This is a genomic window from Gelidimonas denitrificans, assembly GCF_055694065.1.
The window spans coordinates 2,593,912-2,614,848 of the sequence record NZ_CM146350.1; the positions used below are offsets into that span (position 1 = coordinate 2,593,912).

The 20,937-nt window shown below is 54.5% G+C and carries 18 protein-coding genes; 11 read left to right on the forward strand and 7 right to left on the reverse strand.

Translation table 11 applies throughout. The features are described 5' to 3' along the window. The first annotated feature begins 130 nt into the window (after positions 1-130). Entirely contained in the window at positions 131-1,498 is a 1,368-nt protein-coding gene (locus FKCLFG_RS12065) for a DNA cytosine methyltransferase (RefSeq protein ID WP_472613331.1), read from the forward strand. A 236-nt stretch (positions 1,499-1,734) separates the two neighbouring features. Next, entirely contained in the window at positions 1,735-2,928 is a 1,194-nt protein-coding gene (locus FKCLFG_RS12070; protein ID WP_472613332.1) for a tyrosine-type recombinase/integrase, read from the forward strand. Positions 2,929-2,985: 57 nt separating this feature from the next. Here FKCLFG_RS12070 and FKCLFG_RS12075 read toward each other — a convergent pair whose 3' ends face one another. Then, a complete protein-coding gene (locus tag FKCLFG_RS12075; RefSeq protein ID WP_472613333.1) occupies positions 2,986-4,014 on the reverse strand; it encodes a nucleotidyl transferase AbiEii/AbiGii toxin family protein in 1,029 nt (342 codons plus the stop codon). Next, a complete protein-coding gene (locus tag FKCLFG_RS12080; protein ID WP_472613334.1) occupies positions 4,007-4,603 on the reverse strand; it encodes a DUF6088 family protein in 597 nt (198 codons plus the stop codon). Before FKCLFG_RS12080 ends, FKCLFG_RS12075 begins: the two co-directional genes overlap by 8 nt. Positions 4,604-5,034: 431 nt before the next feature. Between FKCLFG_RS12080 and FKCLFG_RS12085 the strand changes: the two genes are divergently transcribed. The 3 genes from FKCLFG_RS12085 (at position 5,035) to FKCLFG_RS12095 (ending at position 8,591) form a co-directional block, all read left to right on the forward strand. Continuing rightward, positions 5,035-7,782: a beta strand repeat-containing protein gene (locus FKCLFG_RS12085; RefSeq protein ID WP_472613335.1), complete on the forward strand. Its 2,748-nt coding sequence runs from the start codon at positions 5,035-5,037 to the stop codon at positions 7,780-7,782. A gap of 298 nt (positions 7,783-8,080) precedes the next feature. Beyond that, on the forward strand, positions 8,081-8,335 hold the full coding sequence (locus FKCLFG_RS12090; protein ID WP_472613336.1) for a type II toxin-antitoxin system Phd/YefM family antitoxin: 255 nt from the start codon (positions 8,081-8,083) through the stop codon (positions 8,333-8,335). Then, the gene (locus FKCLFG_RS12095; protein ID WP_472613337.1) at positions 8,328-8,591 is read left to right on the forward strand and encodes a Txe/YoeB family addiction module toxin; all 264 of its coding nucleotides are present in this window, start codon (positions 8,328-8,330) and stop codon (positions 8,589-8,591) included. The genes FKCLFG_RS12090 and FKCLFG_RS12095 overlap by 8 nt, the downstream gene beginning before the upstream one ends. A gap of 208 nt (positions 8,592-8,799) precedes the next feature. Here the strand turns inward: FKCLFG_RS12095 and FKCLFG_RS12100 are convergent, their stop codons facing one another. Then, a complete protein-coding gene (locus FKCLFG_RS12100; RefSeq protein WP_472613338.1) occupies positions 8,800-8,961 on the reverse strand; it encodes a hypothetical protein in 162 nt (53 codons plus the stop codon). Between the two features lie 83 nt (positions 8,962-9,044). Between FKCLFG_RS12100 and FKCLFG_RS12105 the strand changes: the two genes are divergently transcribed. The 3 genes from FKCLFG_RS12105 to FKCLFG_RS12115 all read left to right on the forward strand — a co-directional run bounded on the left by FKCLFG_RS12105 (position 9,045) and on the right by FKCLFG_RS12115 (position 11,019). Then, positions 9,045-9,290: a type II toxin-antitoxin system Phd/YefM family antitoxin gene (locus FKCLFG_RS12105; RefSeq protein WP_472613339.1), complete on the forward strand. Its 246-nt coding sequence runs from the start codon at positions 9,045-9,047 to the stop codon at positions 9,288-9,290. Next, positions 9,280-9,567, forward strand: coding sequence for a type II toxin-antitoxin system RelE family toxin (locus FKCLFG_RS12110; RefSeq protein WP_472613340.1), 288 nt, complete (start codon positions 9,280-9,282; stop codon positions 9,565-9,567). The genes FKCLFG_RS12105 and FKCLFG_RS12110 overlap by 11 nt, the downstream gene beginning before the upstream one ends. A gap of 252 nt (positions 9,568-9,819) precedes the next feature. Continuing rightward, the gene (locus FKCLFG_RS12115; RefSeq protein WP_472613341.1) at positions 9,820-11,019 is read left to right on the forward strand and encodes a tyrosine-type recombinase/integrase; all 1,200 of its coding nucleotides are present in this window, start codon (positions 9,820-9,822) and stop codon (positions 11,017-11,019) included. A 200-nt stretch (positions 11,020-11,219) separates the two neighbouring features. Here FKCLFG_RS12115 and FKCLFG_RS12120 read toward each other — a convergent pair whose 3' ends face one another. The 4 genes from FKCLFG_RS12120 to mutM form a co-directional block, all read right to left on the reverse strand. Beyond that, entirely contained in the window at positions 11,220-12,746 is a 1,527-nt protein-coding gene (locus FKCLFG_RS12120) for a Fic family protein (RefSeq protein ID WP_472613342.1), read from the reverse strand. 558 nt (positions 12,747-13,304) lie between these two features. Next, a complete protein-coding gene (mutY, locus tag FKCLFG_RS12125) occupies positions 13,305-14,453 on the reverse strand; it encodes an A/G-specific adenine glycosylase (RefSeq protein ID WP_472615850.1) in 1,149 nt (382 codons plus the stop codon). Between the two features lie 54 nt (positions 14,454-14,507). Next, positions 14,508-16,445 (reverse strand): dynamin family protein, encoded by a 1,938-nt coding sequence (locus tag FKCLFG_RS12130; RefSeq protein ID WP_472613343.1) that lies wholly within the window; start codon positions 16,443-16,445, stop codon positions 14,508-14,510. Between the two features lie 48 nt (positions 16,446-16,493). After that, positions 16,494-17,315, reverse strand: coding sequence for a bifunctional DNA-formamidopyrimidine glycosylase/DNA-(apurinic or apyrimidinic site) lyase (gene mutM, locus FKCLFG_RS12135; protein ID WP_472613344.1), 822 nt, complete (start codon positions 17,313-17,315; stop codon positions 16,494-16,496). 125 nt (positions 17,316-17,440) lie between these two features. On the opposite strand from mutM, the gene FKCLFG_RS12140 reads away from it, so the two are divergent. The 3 genes from FKCLFG_RS12140 to ispE all read left to right on the forward strand — a co-directional run bounded on the left by FKCLFG_RS12140 (position 17,441) and on the right by ispE (position 20,903). Then, positions 17,441-19,273 carry a tetratricopeptide repeat protein gene (locus tag FKCLFG_RS12140; RefSeq protein WP_472613345.1) on the forward strand — a complete coding sequence of 611 codons (1,833 nt, stop codon included), beginning with the start codon at positions 17,441-17,443 and terminating at the stop codon, positions 19,271-19,273. A 104-nt stretch (positions 19,274-19,377) separates the two neighbouring features. After that, on the forward strand, positions 19,378-20,019 hold the full coding sequence (lolB, locus tag FKCLFG_RS12145) for a lipoprotein insertase outer membrane protein LolB (RefSeq protein WP_472613346.1): 642 nt from the start codon (positions 19,378-19,380) through the stop codon (positions 20,017-20,019). Then, the gene (ispE, locus tag FKCLFG_RS12150) at positions 20,019-20,903 is read left to right on the forward strand and encodes a 4-(cytidine 5'-diphospho)-2-C-methyl-D-erythritol kinase (RefSeq protein ID WP_472613347.1); all 885 of its coding nucleotides are present in this window, start codon (positions 20,019-20,021) and stop codon (positions 20,901-20,903) included. Before lolB ends, ispE begins: the two co-directional genes overlap by 1 nt. Positions 20,904-20,937 lie beyond the last annotated feature (34 nt).

Consider the following 20,937-nt stretch of genomic DNA (forward strand, 5'->3'; position numbering starts at 1 on the left):
ATTTTTTTTATTTTTCCAAAAAGGCTAAACCTTGTTCTTACACATCTCACCCGGCGATGTTGCTGCGTGAGTTGATTAGCTGCATATAGTAGCGCTCATTCGCCATTTCCGGGGCAACCGGAGATGGTAAATGGGTAAAATTTCAACGCAAACAGGTGCATTACGTGTGATGGAACTTTTTGCAGGCGTCGGCGGATTTCACAAAGGCCTGCAGGCGGTAAAGGACGTGCAAGACGGACCTTGCTTTGACGTCGTGTGGAGCAATCAATATGAGCCGGGGTGCAAAGAGCAGCATGCTGCGAAAGTGCATACATTACGCTGGGGCGACGCCGGTTTTGTCAATCGCGACTTGTTTGCGGTGCTCGACGACGAAAAGGCAATGGCGGACATCGATGCGCTGGAGCCTGAAATGCTGGTCGGCGGCTTCCCGTGCCAGGATTACTCAGTGGCACGGCCATCCAATCAGTCCGAGGGTATTCACGGTAAAAAAGGGGTTTTGTGGTGGGGGATTCATCGCATGCTACAAGCGCGCGTCACTGCGGGTACGCCGTTGCAATATGTTTTGCTTGAAAACGTCGACCGGCTTATCAACAGCCCAACATCTTGCCGCGGACGTGATTTCGCCATCATTCTGGCGTCGCTGCAAAGCCTCGGCTATGCAGTCGAATGGCGGGTCGTCAACAGCGCCGACTATGGTTTTCCGCAACGTCGCAAGCGTATTTTTATCGTTGCGTATCACGCATCGACGCAAGCCTACCGGGACCTGCACTCTGCCCATGCCAGATCCTGGCTGACCGATGTGGGTACACTGGCGCGGGCGCTGCCGGCCGACCTGAAACCGAGTGCATCGATGAACAACTTTGACCTGCCTGCCGACGTGCTGGCAGCGCAAGCTGGCTATGTAACGGCGGACAAAGGTAAGACCCGTTTCAAGTCGGGCGGTATTTGTATCGACGGCCAGGTCTGGACCGGCGCTGTGCAAGCCGCCCCGATAAGCGACTACACACGGTATGTCGGCCAGTGCGCGCCAATGACGCTCGGCGATGTGGTCAGCGCCACTACCAGCGTGCCGCCGGCGTTCTATATTGATGAATCTACCATGTCGCGCTGGCAATATCTAAAAGGTGCCAAGGCCATTGAGCGCGTTAATGCAGCCGGTTTCGAATACACGTTTGCGGAAGGGGCTTTAGCGTTTCCGGACGCGCTGAACAAGCCGTCAAGAACAATCATCACGAGCGAAGGGGGCGCTGCGGCATCACGCACTAAACACGTCATTCGCGATGCGCAGGGCCGTCTGCGCCGATTGGTGCCGGAGGAACTGGAAGCGCTGAACGGATTCCCGCGCGGATTTACTGACGGTTGCGGATTGGCCGACGCGCGGCGTGCGTTCCTGATGGGAAATGCGCTGGTGACCGGGATAGTCGGGCTGATTGGTGCGGCGCTGCATGAGCGGCATGCTGTGGCAGGCAGCGACAGCGTGGTGCGCGAGCCGCGCTAAAAGGGAAGCGCTTTTCAGCGTTTTGCGTGGCTGTTCGATTAAGCAATAAGGATGCTGATCTGCCGGCCACGCATTTTTTTAACAGCACATGAAAATAAATTGAAAATAGTTTGAAAAAGGCTAAAAAAATTAAGAGCAATGCCTATACGCTTCAAGTTGAATGTAGTCGCACGGTTCAGCCCGATGACCTAATGGCCGTCAGTCGCTTTGGCTAGTTGTGCGGTTAGGACATTCATATGAAATTGCATATCACCGAGTTGGCTCTGAATCAAGTTTGCGTTCCTACCGGAAAAAAATACATGCTCATTTTTGACAGCGAACAAACCGGTTTTGCGGTTCAAAAGACAGACAAGGGCTCGATGAGCTACATCATCGTGTATCGGGACAGGGTCAACAAGCAGCGGCAAGAGAAGTTGGCCAAAGTTGGCGCTATTTCAGCCCAGGCTGCGCGGGCGCTGGCTAAGACACGATTGGCATGCATTGATGGGCAGGATAGTCCTAAAGGCCGACGTACAGTAGCGACGACAATGAACGACTTCTTCTTCAATATCTTCCTGCCCATAGTCAAGAATACCAGTCGGTCGTATACCACCCATTCATCCCTGTATCGCAATCACATTCAGGGTGTTTTTGGTGAAATGCGGCTTGACGAAGTCACGGGGCAAGACATCGTGGCATTCAATACCCAACTGCGCGATACGATGGTGGCCGGCGGCCGCTGGAAGACGCAAGCTGACAAGCGTCTTTCCGACGGTACCGTGAAGCGGATTTTGATTCTGGTCCGTCACATATTTAACGTTGCTATTCGGGACAAAAGCAACACGCTGACGGAAAATCCCACTCATGCACTTCAGCTTTCCACATCACGCAATGTTATTGGCAGGTTTCTGAGCTCGGGTCAACTGGCCGCTTTGCTCAAGGCGGCGGGAGAGTCCGATAATAAAAGCCTTTTCGATATTGTTCGCGTGATGGGCGGCACCGGTCTGCGGCGTGAAAACGTACTAGCGATGCAATGGGCGTGGCTCGATGAAGCACGAGGCACACTGACTGTGCCAATGGAGGCGGACAAAGCTAAAAAAGGCTTCTTGCTGCATCTGTCGGCGGGCGTTCTGAATGTTTTGTGTACGCGCCGAAAAACGATTCAGGGGCCGTGGGTGTTTCCTAATCCAAAGACCTGCAAGCCGTATACCTCTTGCCGCGCCACATGGGTGACTGCGCGTAATAAGGCCAATTTGAGTGGCTTGCGCATGCATGATTTGCGTCATACGTATGCGTCGATGATGTTGGATTCCGGCTCGGATATTATCGATGTACAACAGGCATTGGGGCATACTCAACTCAAGACCACGGCAGTGTATTTGCATCTGACCGAAGCGCGCAAGCGCATTCATGCGAATGCGGCTGCTCAGGCGACAGGGCTGTTCGCCTGATCGCCAGGGGATTCCGGTCTTACTTCATGCCCCACTTTGGTGGGGCTTTTTTGCTTTTCACTGTTTGGGTCGAGGCCGGTTGGCTTGTGTTTCCAGTGCTGTACAGGTAGCGATGATGTCTTCAAAAGTTAGGGCATGGCCCAGCAGGATGCCATCGTTCGCCATCGCAGCGTAGTCTGCCGCCAATGCGTCAAGACTTGTGCCGGTAGGAACCAGCCGCAGGGCACCCGAAATTGCTGCGTTGTAGTCAATAGCGACACCATCAGCTGCTTTTTCTGCGAAAAACAAGCTCTTATGTTCAGCGACCATTTTGGCAATTTCCATCGCAGCTAATGCCTTATCCGCGCTTCCATGTTTTACCAGCATCGCCAGGTCATACCAATGCCGGGCGTACCGTTCGCCCCGTAGCCGCCCTTGCAGGCAATAAACGTGTGCTGCGGTCGCTTTTTCCCAAAAAGTGCGTTCAATTTTCATCACCAGTGGCGTGGCAGTCGGAAATGTGACCTCCGGCACGTTGCCGGCCATATCGCAGGTCACAGGCATGGCGACGTGGGGTTCGCCAGTGGCGCGAGCACCAAATTCTAATTGCACTGTTGGAGCGACATAGCCGCTGCCCTGGTTTAACGGGCGGTAATGGATAAATAATTTCTCGCGTTCATGTCCACCTATTTCCAGCGTGGCTTTCAGCCCCGCTTTCGCGAGTGCCTCAGCCAGCATCGGCTGCACAACAGCTTCAATCCATCCAGGCAGGCGGTCTTTGACGGTATCGGTCCACTTCTTCGCCTGGCTCTTGGACGACGGAAGGGCATGACTGTCATGTATCAGATCACCAATAAGGTGGCGGATGTCATAGGTGAGGTCGATATCTTCGGAAAATCGGTCGATGACGCGGTAGGCTTTTGATAGGGAAGTACCTCCTTTAAACGTCAGGTCAGAGGCAAAAGGCGATTCGAACAGGAACGACAAGGCAGTGACGACCCAAATGTCCTTTTCCAGCAGGTGGGCCGGACGTCCGGTTCTGGCCGCTGCAAACTCCAGGGCTTCCTGTTTGTCCAGTGTGGATAGAGCAAAAAAATGTTCAGCCATGCGCCAATGTCTCGCTCACTGCTTTGGCCATCCAGGCCGGCAATATTGCACGACTGGCCGCCAAGGCCACCCATTCTTCCCCGGCTAGCTTCTTTTGAAGTTGCATCAAGGCTTGTTGGGCATGTTTCGGGCCCAGCCACGACAGGGCGCGCACTGCCATTCCCGCAGGCCGTTTGCCAAGCGCCAACTGCCAGCGGGGCGCATGCTTGAGTTCGATGCTACGCGCACCCAGGTGCAGTGTGCGAGTTGGTCCAGAGGTGAGGAATATCTCTTTGACAGGAACCTGCGTAGTAAGACCGAACCAATTGGCTGCGGCTGCGCCGTGAGGCACGACGGTCTCGCCATGCTTTTCAGCGTAGCGCTCAACAACCTTTTCGGGAGCAGGTGGGCGTTCGCCAAAACGACCGGTGACAGGCGCGGAGTAAGCTCCACGGCTGACGCGTAGCAGTTTGCCTTGCTTGGCCAGACGAGCGAGAGTCTGGTCGATGGCGGCCCGCATTCCCAGGTGAAGGAAGTCCTTGGGCGAAATGAGACCGCCCTCGGGTTGGGCGTGCGCAATCTGCAGGATGGTGTTGACGAGAATGCTCATGGCGTACTCCTTTTGTCAGTATTCTATATGCGTTTCTGACAAATTGCTCGCGGTTATAAGGTAAAAACTTTGATTTTGGATACTTTGCTGATTTGCTGATATGTATCAGCGAACCCTCAAAACCCAGCATTGACGTCGGTTTGGCGATAGCACTGTGCGTCCTCATTCAGCGAAATACTTTTTGAATGTGCTGATATTTAGGAAAAAATTTTAATAAAATCATTTTTAATCAATAAGTTAATTTGCGTCAACTTTTGACGCTCACTATCGGTGCGGACACATTCACTGGCACTGCTGGCAACGACACATTCACAGCTGCAGAAACTACTGCTAAAACTTGGACTGCAGGCGATGCCATCAATGGCGGCGCTAGCACTGACACCCTCAATGTGACCCAAGCCCTTGAAATCACAGTGCCGGTTGGCGCGACCGTGACCGGTATTGAAACTGCGAACTTGCTCAGCGGCACTTCCGGTACTAACGTCAATGTCTCATCGTGGACTGGGCTGACTGCGCTTAACGTTACCGCTCCCGGTGCAGTGACTGCAACCGGCGCTGCAACTACGGCAATTTCCGTGACCGACGCTGCGTTGGCAGGTTCTGCTGTTGTAGTCAATGGTGGCTCAACTGTAAACGTAACAGCGGCTGGTGCAACTGTCGGCACTATTACTGTTGGCGCGACCACTGCGGCAGCAGGAGCAGTGACAATCGCTGAGACAGCCACAATTGTCGGTGGCACTGCAGCTGGTGCAATTACTGTTAAGGGCGGTACAACGGTTTCCGTTGCTGAAACAGCAACCAACACCACAGCATTGGCTGTTGGCGCAAACACAACGGCAACCCAAAGTGCCGTTACAGTCACGGGTAATGCAGCGACGACTGCTGTTACCGTGAATCAAACTGCTGCTGTTGTTGTAGCTGCTACGGTTGCTGCAGCTGCAGCTGCTGCTGTTGCTGGGGTTACTGGGGTTACTGGAGTTACTGGGGTTACTGAATCTGCTATCGTTGATTTTGCATCTGGCACAACTCATGCGCAAAACGCGACTTTCATTCTTGGCGGAGTGACTGCGACCGTTACAGATGTAGGCAGCGCAACGGGTGCTGAAATTGCAGCGGCTTTTGCCAATACTGCCGCAGGTGCAACGCCAGTTAATACTGCAAAAATTACTTTCACTGGTACATTGACTGGCTATACAACTGGTGCCTTGGCCAATACTGACCAAATCACATTCACCAGCACAACCGCTAATACGCCTATAGCACCTGATCTTACTCACACAGGTACAGCTGTAATAACTGGTGTGACGGTAACCCAAGGTGTAACCGCTGTAACCGCTGTAACCGCTGTTACCGCTGTCGCAGCTGTTACTGTTACTGTTGTTGCCGGTGTTGCTGGTATCGCGAACGGCGCAGTAACCATCGCCGACGTGAACGCAGCATCTCTAACTGCAGCAGGGACGATTGCTACAGTAACATTGGGTAGCTTCGCTGCTGCAACCATTAACTCTGGTGCATTGGCAACTATCAACTTGTCTGGCAAAGGCACTTCTTTGGAAGTTACCAATGGTGCTCTGACCACTGCGACAGTTACAACGCAAGCCCTGAACGTCAATGGCTTGACCACGACCGGTGCTGTGACACTTGACACTGACATCACCACCTTGAATCTGGGTTCTACGACTGCAGCATCCACAATCGCCTCTCTGGTGGCTGCCGGTGCTACAACTGTTAATGTGGCTGGTGATGCTGCATTGACATTGACTACTAATACATTGACTGCAGTAACGGCGATTAATGTTACTAACACTGCTGGTGCTTCATTCGGTACAGCAATCGGTGCTGGTGTTACCTTCACCGGTGGCGCTGGTGCAGATGCAGTTAAATTGACAACTGGCTTCACAAAAGCAATCACAATGGGTGACGGTAACGATACCGTGACTTACGGTGGTCCAGCTAGCGTTGTTGTTGGTTCTGTTGGTTCTGTTAATGCAGGTAATGGTATTGACACAATCGTGATGACGGACGTGCAAGCCGATGCTGCTGACGCAACAGCTGCATTCAATACTGCATTTACGGGTTTCGAAAGTTTGACCCTTGTAGACTCCGTTGATGCTGCTGCAGTACATACGCTTGATATGGCTGGATTAAACGGCATTTCGAAAGTAACTACAGTTGGCGTAGATAGTGTTTTGACGTTCAACAACATTGCCACTGGCGGGACTCTGACGCTGACTGGCGCTGCTGCCGGCGCTTCTAGCTACGTGGTTGGTGTTGCTAACGCAACATTCAATGCGGCTGATACTTTCAATATCGCGTTGAGTAACTCTACTGCTGCTACTGTCGCCTTTGGCTCAGTTACAGCTGCTGGTGTTGAAACAGTCAACATCTCCACAGTGGATGCTGGCCTACTTACCAGCACCGTTGCAACCATTGACACTTTGACACTGGATGCAGCTGCCGCTACCAAGATTGTCGTTACTGGTAACAACGGGCTGACGCTCACCAACACGACTGCCACCGCAGTGACATCATTTGACGCATCTGGCGTGGTTGGCAATGCAGCTGAAGATACAACAGCACTGTTGGCGGTGACTTACGTCTCTGCCAATACAAGCACAACTGCTGCAGTTGCCATCACAGGTGGTGCAGGTAATGACGTTCTGACTGGTAGTGCTGGTCTTGACACAATCATTGGTGGTGCAGGTAACGACATCATCACTGGTGGCTTGGGTCGCGACACGTTGACTGGTGGTGCAGGTAACGATACTTTCGCTTTCGCTGCGAATGGTTCCGTTTATGGCACTTCCCTGGACGTCATCACCGACTTCACGGCGAAAACCGCTACTGCTGGCGACATCCTGACCTTCGGTGGCAACACAACCGTGTTGGCTGCTGACGTTACTGCCTTGGTGGCGGGCGCGAATGTGAATACAACCGTCGGCGGTCTGGTTACCTTCTCGGTGGCTGACAATACTTTCGCTCTGAAAGTTGCGGCCATCCAAGCTGATACCCAACTTGATGCGGTTGGTTCAGTGGCTTTCTTCGTTGATGGCGCTAACACTTACGTCTATTACGCAGGTGCTGCCGCTAATAACAATACGGATGACCAAGTGATTCAATTGACCGGTGTGACTACGCTGGCAACGATTACTGGCGGCGCTACAACTGTCATTGCTTAATCTCCCTTATCGGAAATATCCTCGGGTTTCGGCCTGAAGGCCGTAAGGCGCAATTCGTAGGGCGTCAATAAGCGAAGCGCATTGCGCCGAATGTCTGAATGCTAAGTTGTAATTTGAACCCCGTCCTTCGCAAGAGAGACGGGGTTTTTTCGTTTTGGCGTTCTCTTTGGATAAGTGGCGTAAATGGGTAAACCCCAATGCATCGCTATTTTTATTTTTAATTGATGGAGGGTCACGGCCTTGCAGAAGAGAAGTTAATGCCTTAGACTTGTGCAATAAACAGGACAGGTAAAATATCATGCGCGTCATAAATTTCTCCGAAGCTCGCAATAGTCTCAAAACTGTCATCGATCAGGTCATTGACGATGCCGATTACACGATCATCGCCCGGCGCGATGCGTCGGATGCGGTTGTGATGTCGCTCGATACCTTCAACAGCTTGATGGAGACTGTCCATTTGCTGAAGTCGCCATCCAATGCCGCTCACCTGGCGCATTCCATCGAGCAGTACCGTCAGGGCAAGCTGACGCAGCAAGGTTTGATTGATGCCTAGCCGTATCACCTGGACTCTCGCCTCCTGGGAGGATTATCAGTACTGGCAAGGCCAAGACCGTAAAACCCTCAAACGCATCAATAATCTGATTCAGGATTGCTTGCGAGAACCATTTGATGGTATCGGCAAGCCAGAACCCCTCAAAGAAAATTTGTCCGGCTTTTGGTCGCGCCGCATCGACGATACTAACCGCCTGATCTATCGGGTCGATGGCGACGATCTGGTCGTCATTGCCTGTCGTTATCACTATGACTGAGACAAGAATAACAATCCACCCACCCACCGGCGAGACAATAGGGGACAGACCACGTTTAATCGGCCAAGTCCCCTAGCTCTCAGTTCAACGAGGGTGCAGTAAATCCAAGAACCCCGTCTCTCGCAAGGAGCCGGGGTTTTTCTTTTGGGGTTTCCTCAATAAAAAAAAGTAGGGGGCAGACCACGTTTTTAACGATGGTTCACAAAAATCATGGCCCTGTATCGTCGGCCAAGGCTTCACGCGGTTTTGGCGATCTCCCCACCTTGCCACGCGTCACGCGCCGGTCCAAAGCCTGCTCGATTTCAGCAATGAAACGCGCATTGCCCAGGGAAAAATTCCCGTTCGTCGCCTCGCGCAACTGACCGATCAAACCCGGCTCCAAGGCGAAGCGTGTCCCACCCAGAAAAAACGTGCTACATTTGATGCTTAAATTAATGCTTAATTGGGGGTGTTATGGATACTGTACTTGCCAATGTCACGGTCAGCGTGACGGAACTCAAACGCAATTTTGCCAATATCCTGAAAGAGATGGAAAACACGCCGGTAGCCGTTTTAAATCACAATCGGCCGGAAGCTTACCTATTGTCTGCCGATTACTATGAGCAGCTGATCTCGCACATGGAAGACCTGGAGGATGCCAAACTGGTGCGGGAGCGTGCCGCAGGCCCCTTTATTACGGTAAGCCTGAATGACCTTTAAACTGCGGTTTCACGAGCAGGCCTGGGTTGAATGGCAGAAGCTCGATGGCAGCGTCCGGGGGCCTTTCAAGAAAAAACTGGTCGAGCGGCTGGAGCAGCCGCGTGTGCCTAGCGCGGCCCTGCAGGGCATGGTCGATTGCTACAAAATCAAACTCAAGACCGTCGGTTACCGACTGGTGTATCGGGTCGAGGATGAGGTGCTGTACGTGACGGTTATTGCCATCGGCAAGAGAGAGCGCAACCGCGTGTACACGGACGCAAAAGACAGGCTCGACTGATCTCGCCGAAGTCCGGTTCTGGCCGCTGCGAACTCCAGGGCCTCCTGTTTGTAGCCATGGATTGTGTGATAAGGATGCTTGATCGGTCAGCTACAAATTTTTTTATGGAATATGCAAAATAAATCGGAAAAAGGCTAAAAAAATTCGAGGCACGTGGCTACACATTCTAAGTTGAGTGTAATCGCACGGTTCAGCCCGATGACCTAAATGGTCGTCAGCCGCTTTGGCTAGTGTGCGGTACAGGACATTCATATGAAATTGCACATTACTGAGAAAGCACTCAACGAGCTCGTCATGCCAGCAGGAAAAAATAAAGTGGTGGTATTTGACCAGGAGCAAACCGGTTTTGCGGTCAACATCACGCAAAAAGGCAGCATGGCTTACGTCATCGTCTACCGCAATGCGCAAGGAATCCAGCGACAGGAAAAATTGGCCGGAGTGGGGGATGTCTCGGCCAATGCCGCCCGCGCAATGGCGAAAGCACGTCTAGCCGATGTAGAGCTCACCAAAGGCCCCTCTGCGCGCCCGCGCCGGGCATCTTGCCCGACAATGGATGATTTTTTCTTCGACACTTTCTTGCCTATCGTGAAGAACCAGAGCCGGTCGTATGATACGCATATGTCCATCTACCGCAATCACGTCCAGCCGATATTTGCAAAAAAACGGTTAGATGAGGTCAGCGGACAAGACGTCATCGAGTTTAATACGTTGCTTCGCGGTAAAACGGTGGCTAATGGAAAGTGGAAAGCGCAAGCAAACAAAAAACTCTCCGAGGGAACGGTGAAGCGCATCCTGATTCTGGTGCGCCACATCTTTAACGTCGCTATCCGTGATAAGAGCAATACGCTCAAGGATAACCCGACCCATGCCATGCAGTTCTGCACTGTGCGCACCGTGAAGGGCCGGTTCCTGGCCCGTGAGCAGTTGGCGGCCTTGCTCAAGGCGACGGAAGAGTCCGACAATGAAAGCCTGGCAGACATCATCCGGGTCATGGGCGGCACTGGTTTGCGGCGTGAAAACGTGTTGGCGATGCCATGGACGTGGCTGGATGAAGCACGAGGCACACTGACCGTGCCGATGGAGGCGGACAAAGCCAAAAAAGGCTTCTTGCTGCATCTGTCGGCTGGCGTTCTGGAGGTATTGTGTACGCGTCGAAAAACGATTCAGGGGCCGTGGGTGTTCCCTAATCCGAAGACCGGCAAGCCGTACACATCTTGTTATGCGTCATGGGTAACCGCTCGTAATAAGGCCAATTTGAGCGACTTGCGCATGCATGATTTGCGTCATACCTATGCGTCGATGATGCTCGATTCCGGTTCGGATATCGTCGATGTGCAACAGGCATTGGGGCATACCCAACTTAAAACTACAGCCGTATATTTGCATCTGACTGAGTCTCGCAAGCGCATACATGCGGATGCGGCCGCTCAGGCGACAGGACTGTTTGCTTGATACGCACGCAGTTCCTGTGTCCCGTTATGCGATTTCTTGTCCATCAGTTACCACGTTGAATTTTATTGGCTAACCGCCGTCACTCCCTTCTTGGTCTTGCGACTTTGAGGGGATTTTTTATAGAAGTCGTTTCTTTTTCAGGAGCTTTGCCAGCACTCTGTCAACAAGATCACACGCAAACCAATGCCGCCGGTTGTTTTTTAATTTTCTTGCGCGGCAGCCCCCGAGTCCATCTCAAATGCTTCTTCGAAAATAGCTTCAAATTCTTTCGTTTCGCTATCAGACAAAAATTCAAAATGACTTGCACGCTTTCGGGCGGATAGCCACCCCTTATTCTCTAATAAGACGCGAATAAACAAGTCAAGCCGGCCTTTCGGCCAATCGAATTCGGCATTTAACATCGCATAAGCCGCGTCATAATGCAGAAGAAACTGAATTTCCTCTTCAAGGTCGTGCGTTACGGTGCGCTCAAGGGCAGAGTACAAGAATTCGACTTGTACTGTCGCATCGAAAAAGCGGTAATACAGTGCGTCATTACCAGTCGCCGGTGCTTCTGGGACATTAGGGTCGAAGTGCACCAAAGGACCTAACACCTTGGAGAAATTTTCCAGTGCGGCGATATAGTCATCCAGGTTGGCAAGCATGACCGCGGAAACCGGCAAAATGATGCCGCGCGGTGTAAATTGACGACGAGACAGCATCTGGTGGATAAGAAACCGGTGCAGGCGGCCATTGCCGTCCATGAAAGGGTGGATGAACACGAATCCAAAAGCGACACATGCGGCAATCGCCACGTCATCGACTTCTTGGGCGCTTGGTAGCAGGTACCGATTGGCGAACGCTAACAGTCCGTCTAATAGCGGTTCTACGTCTTCCGGTCTCGGCGGCATGAAGTCAATGCGTTTGTAATAGCTACCAACTTCCCTACCCACCCAGTTTTGCTGATTGCGGAACCAGGGCTCGGCAAAACGGCCGTCAATCACGGCGTTCTGCAGTCGCACCAGTTCATCCTTGGTAAACGCGCCGCCATCGCTGGCGGCGGCAAGTAGCTGCGCAAAACGGACAGCGCGATTGGCAGAGGGTTTTTCTCGTTCGATGCTGAACGAGGAATGTGTTTCTTTTAAATACAGAAACGCAGCAGCGCGGTCTAGTAGAGGCTTGTTAAACCGAGCAAGTGTTTGTGCGGTCAGCGCTTTGAGGTTTTTTCCCCGTTGCTCGATGATGTAGGGCGTGTTACGGACAGTGGGGCAAAAAGCAGGGTCTCCCAATAAATTAACAATCAGTCCGAATTTGGCATTGCGGATATGCGGACCGGTTAAATATTTCTCCGGGTTAAGCAAGGGTATGTAACGCGTTTTTGCCGGGACGTCGGATACATCCAAAGTACGTGCGGTCAAGAACTCATACAAAAATCCAGCTTGACGGGCATAACGACCAATAGGCGTTGCGGCAAGCCAGGCTTCAATCTCGGTCTTACCGCGTTGCGCAAATAAAAGTGCCAGCACTTCTAAATTAGGGCCTTCATAGCGCAAGGCAAATTCCAGATGCTCTATTAACGTATTCCCCTTTAAATAACTCGATTCAAAAATGTGACAGGTTTGTCCGGCACGAACTGTTTCGCGCCGTTGCCGTGCCAGCGTATCGATGCAACACATCAACGTCAGCTCTCGTGCTGGCAGACCGAAAGTAGCGACAAGATGCGCGTAACCGATTGGAGATTGAGCCATAGAGGGAATTTTATGCGCGTGAGTGGGAGATTTAGCCGGGAATTCTATGATTGTGGAATTTTTAGACGCACTTTAATGTTTGCGCAAGAAAATCCCACTGCTTAGTAATTTTGCGGCTATTTTTCCCATTCTAGCGCACAAATTCCCCAACAAGAAAGGGTTTGTGTTCTTAGCTAAGAAATGCTTTTTATGGACGCGAAAACGCATTAACGGTGCGGACATATCAATTGCTGACTTGCTGACTCGCCTCAAATTTACCTGAAAGCCACGCCTCACTTGGCTTTGCAGAGGTTTTTTTGAAACGAAATGGAAAAATGAGCCAGCAAGAGTGCTGACTCACCTAAATATTTGTTAAATGGGGACAAGCAAAATTAGCAACAGCTTATATATCGGTCAGAGGCATTTCAATGTCTGCACAGTACTAATATTTTGGTCGCGCTACAGTCGCAAATCATGTGTTGCTTAGAGATTATCGTGAAACCAATCCGGATTGCGATTATGCCAGAGAGTAAGGATCAGTCAAAACCAGGGGCTTGGACAAGCTTGGTTATCAGCGCTCTATTGGTTCCCACTTATACGTTGACGCACGACTTGCGACGTTAAAGCCGCGCCGAACAACGCCAGCAGCAGTTTCTTGACCGGTGCCGGCAGCGGTGCGTCAGCCAGTTGGCTCTGTGCATACCAGACGTGACTGCCCTGCCCTGCCGGCGTCAAACGGCGCGTCAGCCTGACCCGATACGGCGTGACCTGCAGCTTGAAGTGGGTAAAGCCGTGGGAAAACGACGGCAATGGCTGGCAAGACGCGATGCTGCCGAACGGCGCGACGATACGGGCGACCGATTGCGCAAACTGTGCCGGGTCCGGCAACTGCTCCGGATTCAGCGCGGTTTGCCCATCCACTTCCGGCAACGATAGCAGGCCGCCCCAGATTCCATTGTCCGGACGCAACTGCAACAGCACCTGATCTCCGTCAGCAATGATCAGCATCGCAGTCTGTTTATGCGGTACCGCCGGCTTTGGTTTGCGCATCGGCAATAACGCAACCCGATCGGTGGCATACGCCACACAGCGTGGCTTGAGAGGGCATCTGCCGCAGGCCGGCTTGCTGCGTGTGCATAGCGTCGCCCCCAAATCCATCAAACCCTGGGTGTAAGCCTCGATCCCACTGTCCGGCAGCAAAGCTTGCGCGCGCAGCCAGAGCGCGTCTTCCACCGGTTTGGCGCTGGAATAACCTTCGATCCCGAACGCGCGCATCAGCACGCGCTTGACGTTGGCGTCCAGGATAGCGGCCCGCACACCTTGCGAAAATGCGGCAATGGCGGCGGCGGTAGAGCGGCCGATGCCGGGCAATTCGGCAAGCAAGACGGGGTCGGCCGGAAAAACCCCGCAATACTCCGCCACCACGCGCTGCGCGCAGCGGTGCAAATTGCGCGCGCGCGAATAGTAGCCGAGGCCGCTCCAGTGCGACATCACGGCTTCAGCAGGTGCTGCAGCGAGTGAAAACAGGTCGGGAAAACGTACCAGGAAACGGCTGTAATAGGGAATCACTGCAGCAACCTGGGTCTGCTGCAACATGATTTCCGAGAGCCAGATGCGGTAGGCGTCGCGCGTGTTTTGCCACGGCAGCAGATGGCGGCCGTGTTCTTTTTGCCATGCGATGACGCAGGCGGAAAAGCTCGGATCGATGAAATCATCGATCCGCTGCACATCAGTATCAGCATTGGCGCCGGCGCCGGCGTCGGCTTTCGCGTATTTGTACAATTATGCAGCCTGCAGCAGTGGTGTGGTGCCAGTTGCCAAGGCTGCCATCAGTGCGTGTTGCAATTGCAGCATGGTGTCCTTATGTACCTGCAAATCAATCTGAATTGCCTCGATGGCCTGGATTTTTTCTTCCAGGCTATCGGTCGCCAGATGAATGCGCTGCATCGATTGCAGGCGCCGCTTCAACTGGCTCTTGTGCTCGCGGATCTGGGCTTCGAGCGGTGCCATGATGACTTTCAGCCAGGCTTCAACGTCGCGGTTGGCCTGCAAAAAGCTGTGCTTGACGCGCGATACGATCGAGTCGAAAAATTTCTGCATCAGCACTACCTGTGGCGTGGTCATGATGGTGGCGGCGCCGAACTGCTTTTGATACACGGTCTCGATCAGCGCGATTTCATCACAATATTTTTGCAGCGAAAACGGCATCGGCATCGATACCGCCAGGCCGTGTTCGGTCGAAAATTTGCGATACATGACCGTCATCATTTCGGTAATTTCTTCGGTCTTTTGCCCGGATAGGGCCAGATGGTGTTTGGCTCGGTCAAAAAACACCCGCACCGCCTGGCGCAAGCCGATAGAAAAATTACTTTGTTGCATCGCATCGCGCGCGCTCAGGATGTCTTCCTTGATGATTTCCATGCCGAGGTTAGTGAACACCTCCATCGACAAGCGCGTAAAAACCGCACGCGTGCCCTGCAACTTCAGCAAGCTTTCATCGAATTCCTTTTTCTCGACGTCGATGCGCTGCATCATGTGTTCGATAACTCTGCGATTCTTGCCGCGCAAGTTTTTTAGTTCCATCAGTTGCTCCGTGACATTGCGCGCACGCGTCGACAACACCGTCAGGTGCTCCGCAGTCATCGACTCGATGTCAGCCGTCAACTGGGCTCGGATGATTTCTTTTTTAGCCGGAATCAGCGCATTCGCCAACGCATCCTCCAGCGCCGGCAAACGGCTCCTGGCCAGCAATTGCGGGTCGCGGTTGATCTTGCCAACCAGCCCTTTTTGCGCCGACACCGGAAAGACCTGCTTATCCGGCAATGCCAGCATGTGCGTAACGCTCTCAATCTGCCGCTCGATTTGCCGCTCCACCTCTTCCGGGCTGCGCAGTTCATCCCACATGCTGTCGATCTTGTTGAGCACCACCATGCGCCCGGGGCCGGAACCGATATGGTTGCGCCAGACCTCGATGTCGCTCTTGGTAACGCCGGTATCGGCGGCCAGCACGAACAGCACTGCGTGGGCGTTCGGAATCAGGTTCAGCGTCAGTTCAGGCTCGGTGCCGATCGCATTCAGGCCCGGCGTATCGATGATGATCAAGCCCTGTTTCAGCAGCGGATGCGGAAAATTCACGATCGCGTGCCGCCAGCGGGAAATTTCGACCTGCCCTTGGGCATCGACCGTCAGGCCGTCATCCGGATTGTCGGCGTCGAACAAGCCATACCTGATCGCTTCCTCGACTGGCACGCGCTTGGTCAGGCTGACCTGCTTGAATGCCTCCAGCATGCCGTCGGAGGATGAAATATCCAGCGGCAGCACGGTCCAGACCTTGCTTTGCGCCTTGAAATCACTGGTGGAAAGGATTTCGGCCCGGGTTTCGATCGGCAACAGGCGGATCGACGGCGGAAAAGTTTCGTCGTACAGCAGTTCGGTCGGGCACATGGTGGTGCGGCCAGCCGAAGATGGCAGGATGCGCTGGCCGTAATCGGCAAAGAAAATCGCATTGATCAGCTCCGACTTGCCACGCGAGAATTCGGCCACGAAAGCGATCGACAGCTTGTCGTCGGCCAGTTTTCCCAGCAACCGGACGATGCGCTGTTCGCTTGCGGTATCCGACAATTGCGACTGCCCGGTCCATGTGCGATAGCGTCCCAGCGCCACCGTCACGCCGGCGCGCCACTCACTGTAAGCTTCGAATTTTCTGACCAGATTGCTCATGTTGCTCCAAATAAATCTATTTGATTGCGCTCAATCTAGCACTCTCGCTTACTTTTGACAATTTACACAGTAAAACGTCGAACGCTGTCCCTGCTTGATCTGCCGGATCGCCCCGCCGCAAACCCTGCAAGCCACACCGCGACGATCATAAACGCAATACGACTGCTGAAAATATCCGCTTTGCCCGTCGGCGCCGATGAAATCGCGCAAAGTGCTGCCGCCCTGGGTAATTGCGGCGGCCAGTATGTCGCGGATCGCTTGCGCCAGTTTTTCAAAGCGGGCCGGGCCAATGCGGTTGGCCGGCGTTTTCGGATTGATGCCGGCGCGAAACAGACTTTCGCAAGCGTAGATATTGCCGACGCCCACCACGATGTCGCCGGCCAGCAACACTTGCTTGATCGCCGCGCGCCGCAGGCGGGTCTGCCGGTACAGCAGCTGGCCTGAAAAATCGGAGCCGAAGGGTTCCACCCCCAAGCCGCGCAACAACAGATGCTGCTCGACCTCGCCGTCCTGAGCCGGGTGCCACAATACCGCGCCAAAGCGACGCGGATCGGTCAGGCGCAACAACTGGCTGCCGACTTGCAAATCGAAATGATCGTGTTTTTGCGGAGTACTTCCCAAGGGCAGGATGCGCAAATGGCCGGACATGCCCAAGTGGATGATCAGCGTGCCATGCACGAAACCGATCAGCAGGTATTTGCCGCGTCGCCCGGTCAGGCCGATGGTGCGCCCGCATAACAGCGCGGGCAGATCGTCGGGGAAAGGCCAGCGCAAGCCGGCGCGGCGCAATACCACGCCGGTTACGATGTGTCCCTCCAGATAAGGGGCAACACCGCGGCGGGTAACTTCAACTTCAGGCAGTTCTGGCATGATGGTCTCAATCCGAATAAGCACGCACAATACACAAGTTACGCAGACAATGCTCAACCCACCGGGGAGCGGTTGAGCGTAAAATCGTCGCTCGCACTCCAGTACCCCTTGCCAGGATTAATCACTTGAAAAACACCATCGTCATTGCAAGTCTTGCGCTCATGCTATCCGCATGCGCGGCTTTGCAGCCTGAATCCACCACCCTGCCGGAGCAAGCTGCAGCTGAAGTTGAAGCTGCTACCGAGCCGGCCGCTGACAGCGTGCCGCTTGAGCAGCCAGACATGGGCGAATCCAGTGCCGAGTCAGACCGGACGGACACTAAAGACGCGCTACCGGCGACCGTGCTGACGAATGAAATTCTGTTCAAACTGATAGCGGCCGAAATCGCCTTTCAACGTGGCCAGTGGCAAGCTGCCTACATTACCACCCTGGCCGTAGCCCAGGAAACGCGCGACCCACGCATCGCCCGGCGCGCGGCGGAATTTGCGATGAGCGTGAGCCAACCGGCCGAAGCCCTGTCGGCGATCCGGCTGTGGCGCGAACTGGCGCCGCACTCGGAAGAAGCGACCCAGTATTACCTCGGGTTGGTAATCCTGTCCGACCAACTGGCGCAAGCCCAGCCCCTGCTGACAGAGCGGCTCAAGGCAGCCAGCCCGCAAGAGCGCGGCGAACTGATCGTCCAGATTCAGCGTCTGCTGCTGCGCGCCAAAAACAAGGCAAGCGCCTTCGACATGCTGGAGCAATTGCTGGCGCCTTACCCCAGCTTGCCGCAGACGCCGCTGGCACTGGCGCAAGGCGCACTTGCCAAGGGCGACCGGGAACGCGCCTTCGCGGAAGCCAGCCGCGCACTCAAGGCCGAACCGGACTCTGAATTGGCGGCGCTGACGCTGGCCCAGATGAGCGCGGACCAGAACGCTTCGGTTGCAGTGCTTACCCAGTTCCTGGACAGTCATCCGCAAGCGCGCGAAGTCCGCATGGCGTATGCACGCATCCTGGTCGAACAAAAGCAGTTCGAACTGGCGGGCGGGCAGTTTGAAACCCTGCTCAAGGCACAACCGCACGATCTGGGAGCAATTTACGCGCTGGGTATTCTGGGGGTGCAGGCCCACGATCTGGGCAGTGCCGAAAAATACCTCAGTACTTATATTGCAGCGCTGGAAAACATGCCGCGCGAGCAGCGCGATCCGACCCAGGCGCTGATGATCCTGGCCCAGATTGCCGAAGATCGCAATGACAGCGCGGGCGCGCTGCGCTGGCTGGAAAAAATCGCGCCGGGCGAACTGCAGAGCCCGGCCTACTTCAGCGCATTGCTGAAACGGGCGCAACTGATCGCCAAACAAGGCGACCTGCCGGCTGCGCAAAGTCTGCTGAAGGATTACGCCAGCGAAAACGCCCAGCAGCAAGCGCAGATCATCCTGGCGCAAGCACTGATCCTGCGCGAAGCAGGCCAGAACCGCAATGCATTCTCGGTTCTGGAGGCCGGCCGCAAGCGCTTCCCGGACAATACCGAACTACTGTACGACGCCGCAATGGCCGCAGAAAAACTGCAGCAGTACAAGCAAATGGAGACTACGCTACGCCGCATCATCAAGCTCGAACCCCAGAAACAGCACGCCTACAATGCGCTCGGCTACTCGCTGGCGGAACGCAACCTGCGCTTGCCAGAAGCCCGTACGCTGATCGCCCGGGCACTGGAACTGGCGCCGGAAGATCCGTTCATCATGGACAGCATGGGCTGGGTCGAATTCCGGCTAGGCAATTTCAAGCAAGCCGAGGCCCTGTTGCGCCGCGCCTACGCGCTGCGGCCGGACGTTGAAATCGGCACCCATCTGGGCGAAGTGCTGTGGGTGAGCGGCAAAAAAGACGAAGCGCAACAACTGTGGCGCGCCGCACTTGTCAAGGAACCAGCTAACGCAACACTGAAAAGCACGCTGACCAGACTCAAGGTGCAGCTCTAAAGCCGCCTCATGGAAACAATATACTACATACCGTATTTTTCAAGCCAGCCTAAAGTAATGCGGAAAAAGCTCTGTTTATTGCCATACTCCAACACCATACAATCATGCTGAATAAACTTGGAAGCCCGGCGCGGCACTATGCGTTGGCCTGCGGGCTGGCGCTGCTACTGGCCGGCTGCGCCAGCCCGCCCAGTCTGCCGGACAGCGCAGTCGACACCATCGGCACCGTCACCGCACAGAACTATCACGCCGCCATCGAGCTCGGCGGCCGGCTCTCGGTGCGCTATCAGCGCAATGGCCAGGAGGAAGCGCTGCATGGCAGTTTCGCGTGGTCGCAAACTGCCACCCGCACCCTCGTCACGTTGAGCTCGCCGCTCGGGCAAACTCTCGCCACCATCGAATTGACACCGCAGGGCGCCACCCTGATCCAGCCCGGCCAAGCTCCACGCAGCGCCGCCGACGCCGATGCGCTGGCCGCCGACGCCCTCGGCTGGCCGCTGCCGGTGGCCAACCTGCGCAACTGGCTGCAAGGCTATACGCTCGATACGCACGGCCGGCGCATCGCTGCTGCAGGTAATGATGGCACCATCCGCACGCCCGACGACTGGCAGATCCACTATCCGGCCTGGCAAGAAAGCGACAGCGGACCCGACTACCCAAAACGCATCGATCTTGCGCGCCACACTGCCCAAGCCGGCGAGATCGCGATTCGCATCGTCATCGATAGCTGGCAGCCGCTACCGTGATGACAGTAGCGACGACGCGCACACTGAACAACTGTCCGGCCCCGGCCAAGCTGAACCTGTTTTTGCACGTTACCGGCCGCCGCCCGGACGGCTACCATTTGCTGCAAACGGTATTCCAATTGCTCGACTTTGGCGACACGCTGCACTTTGCACTGCGCGACGACAGCCGCATCGAGCGCAGCAATGCCTTGCCCGGCGTGCCGCACGATTCCGATCTGACCGTGCGCGCAGCCCGCCTGCTGCAAGCTGCCGGCAGCGAAAAACTGGGCAAGCCGCTGGCGGGCGCCGACATCGCGCTGGAAAAACGCTTGCCAATGGGCGGTGGCCTGGGTGGTGGCTCGTCGGACGCCGCCACCACCCTGATGGCGCTGAACCATCTTTGGCAAACCGGTTTCAGCCGGACCGAACTGATGACGCTCGGTTTGCAACTCGGCGCCGACGTGCCTTTTTTCCTGTTCGGACAAAACGCCTTTGCAGAAGGCGTGGGCGAAGTTTTGAGTCCAGTCGACACCCCCGTTTGCTGGTATGTTGTCATCGAACCCGGCGTATCCATTCCCACCGCGGCAATATTTAATGCAAAGAATTTGACAAGGGATACAAATCTAGTCAGAATATCGAACTTTTCAAAGGCGCCAAAAAACTTTGGAAAAAACGATCTGCAAGCGGTAGCCACCGAGTTGTTTCCTGAAGTTTTTAACGCCATAGAGTGGCTAAAAAAATTCGGAGATGCTAGAATGACCGGCTCAGGTTCATGCGTGTTCTGTTCAGTAGAACAAGAATATCAGGCCAGCGAAGTACTGAAAATGGTACCGCCGCACTGGAGAGCATGGAAAGTTAAGTCAATCGCGCAACATCCACTGGTGGGTTTGCTCAAAGCGCAGTAAGGAATTAGTTTGACGTTGAATATGATGGTAAATT

What these genes read in the sequence shown, in the direction of transcription:
- FKCLFG_RS12065 (WP_472613331.1), top strand. Translation starts at nt 131, where the DNA reads ATGGGTAAAATTTCAACGCAAACAGGTGCATTACGTGTGATGGAACTT.
- FKCLFG_RS12070 (WP_472613332.1), top strand. Translation starts at nt 1,735, where the DNA reads ATGAAATTGCATATCACCGAGTTGGCTCTGAATCAAGTTTGCGTTCCT.
- FKCLFG_RS12075 (WP_472613333.1), bottom strand. Translation starts at nt 4,014, where the DNA reads ATGGCTGAACATTTTTTTGCTCTATCCACACTGGACAAACAGGAAGCC.
- FKCLFG_RS12080 (WP_472613334.1), bottom strand. Translation starts at nt 4,603, where the DNA reads ATGAGCATTCTCGTCAACACCATCCTGCAGATTGCGCACGCCCAACCC.
- FKCLFG_RS12090 (WP_472613336.1), top strand. Translation starts at nt 8,081, where the DNA reads ATGCGCGTCATAAATTTCTCCGAAGCTCGCAATAGTCTCAAAACTGTC.
- FKCLFG_RS12095 (WP_472613337.1), top strand. Translation starts at nt 8,328, where the DNA reads ATGCCTAGCCGTATCACCTGGACTCTCGCCTCCTGGGAGGATTATCAG.
- FKCLFG_RS12105 (WP_472613339.1), top strand. Translation starts at nt 9,045, where the DNA reads ATGGATACTGTACTTGCCAATGTCACGGTCAGCGTGACGGAACTCAAA.
- FKCLFG_RS12110 (WP_472613340.1), top strand. Translation starts at nt 9,280, where the DNA reads ATGACCTTTAAACTGCGGTTTCACGAGCAGGCCTGGGTTGAATGGCAG.
- FKCLFG_RS12115 (WP_472613341.1), top strand. Translation starts at nt 9,820, where the DNA reads ATGAAATTGCACATTACTGAGAAAGCACTCAACGAGCTCGTCATGCCA.
- FKCLFG_RS12120 (WP_472613342.1), bottom strand. Translation starts at nt 12,746, where the DNA reads ATGGCTCAATCTCCAATCGGTTACGCGCATCTTGTCGCTACTTTCGGT.
- FKCLFG_RS12130 (WP_472613343.1), bottom strand. Translation starts at nt 16,445, where the DNA reads ATGAGCAATCTGGTCAGAAAATTCGAAGCTTACAGTGAGTGGCGCGCC.
- mutM (WP_472613344.1), bottom strand. Translation starts at nt 17,315, where the DNA reads ATGCCAGAACTGCCTGAAGTTGAAGTTACCCGCCGCGGTGTTGCCCCT.
- lolB (WP_472613346.1), top strand. Translation starts at nt 19,378, where the DNA reads ATGCTGAATAAACTTGGAAGCCCGGCGCGGCACTATGCGTTGGCCTGC.
- ispE (WP_472613347.1), top strand. Translation starts at nt 20,019, where the DNA reads ATGACAGTAGCGACGACGCGCACACTGAACAACTGTCCGGCCCCGGCC.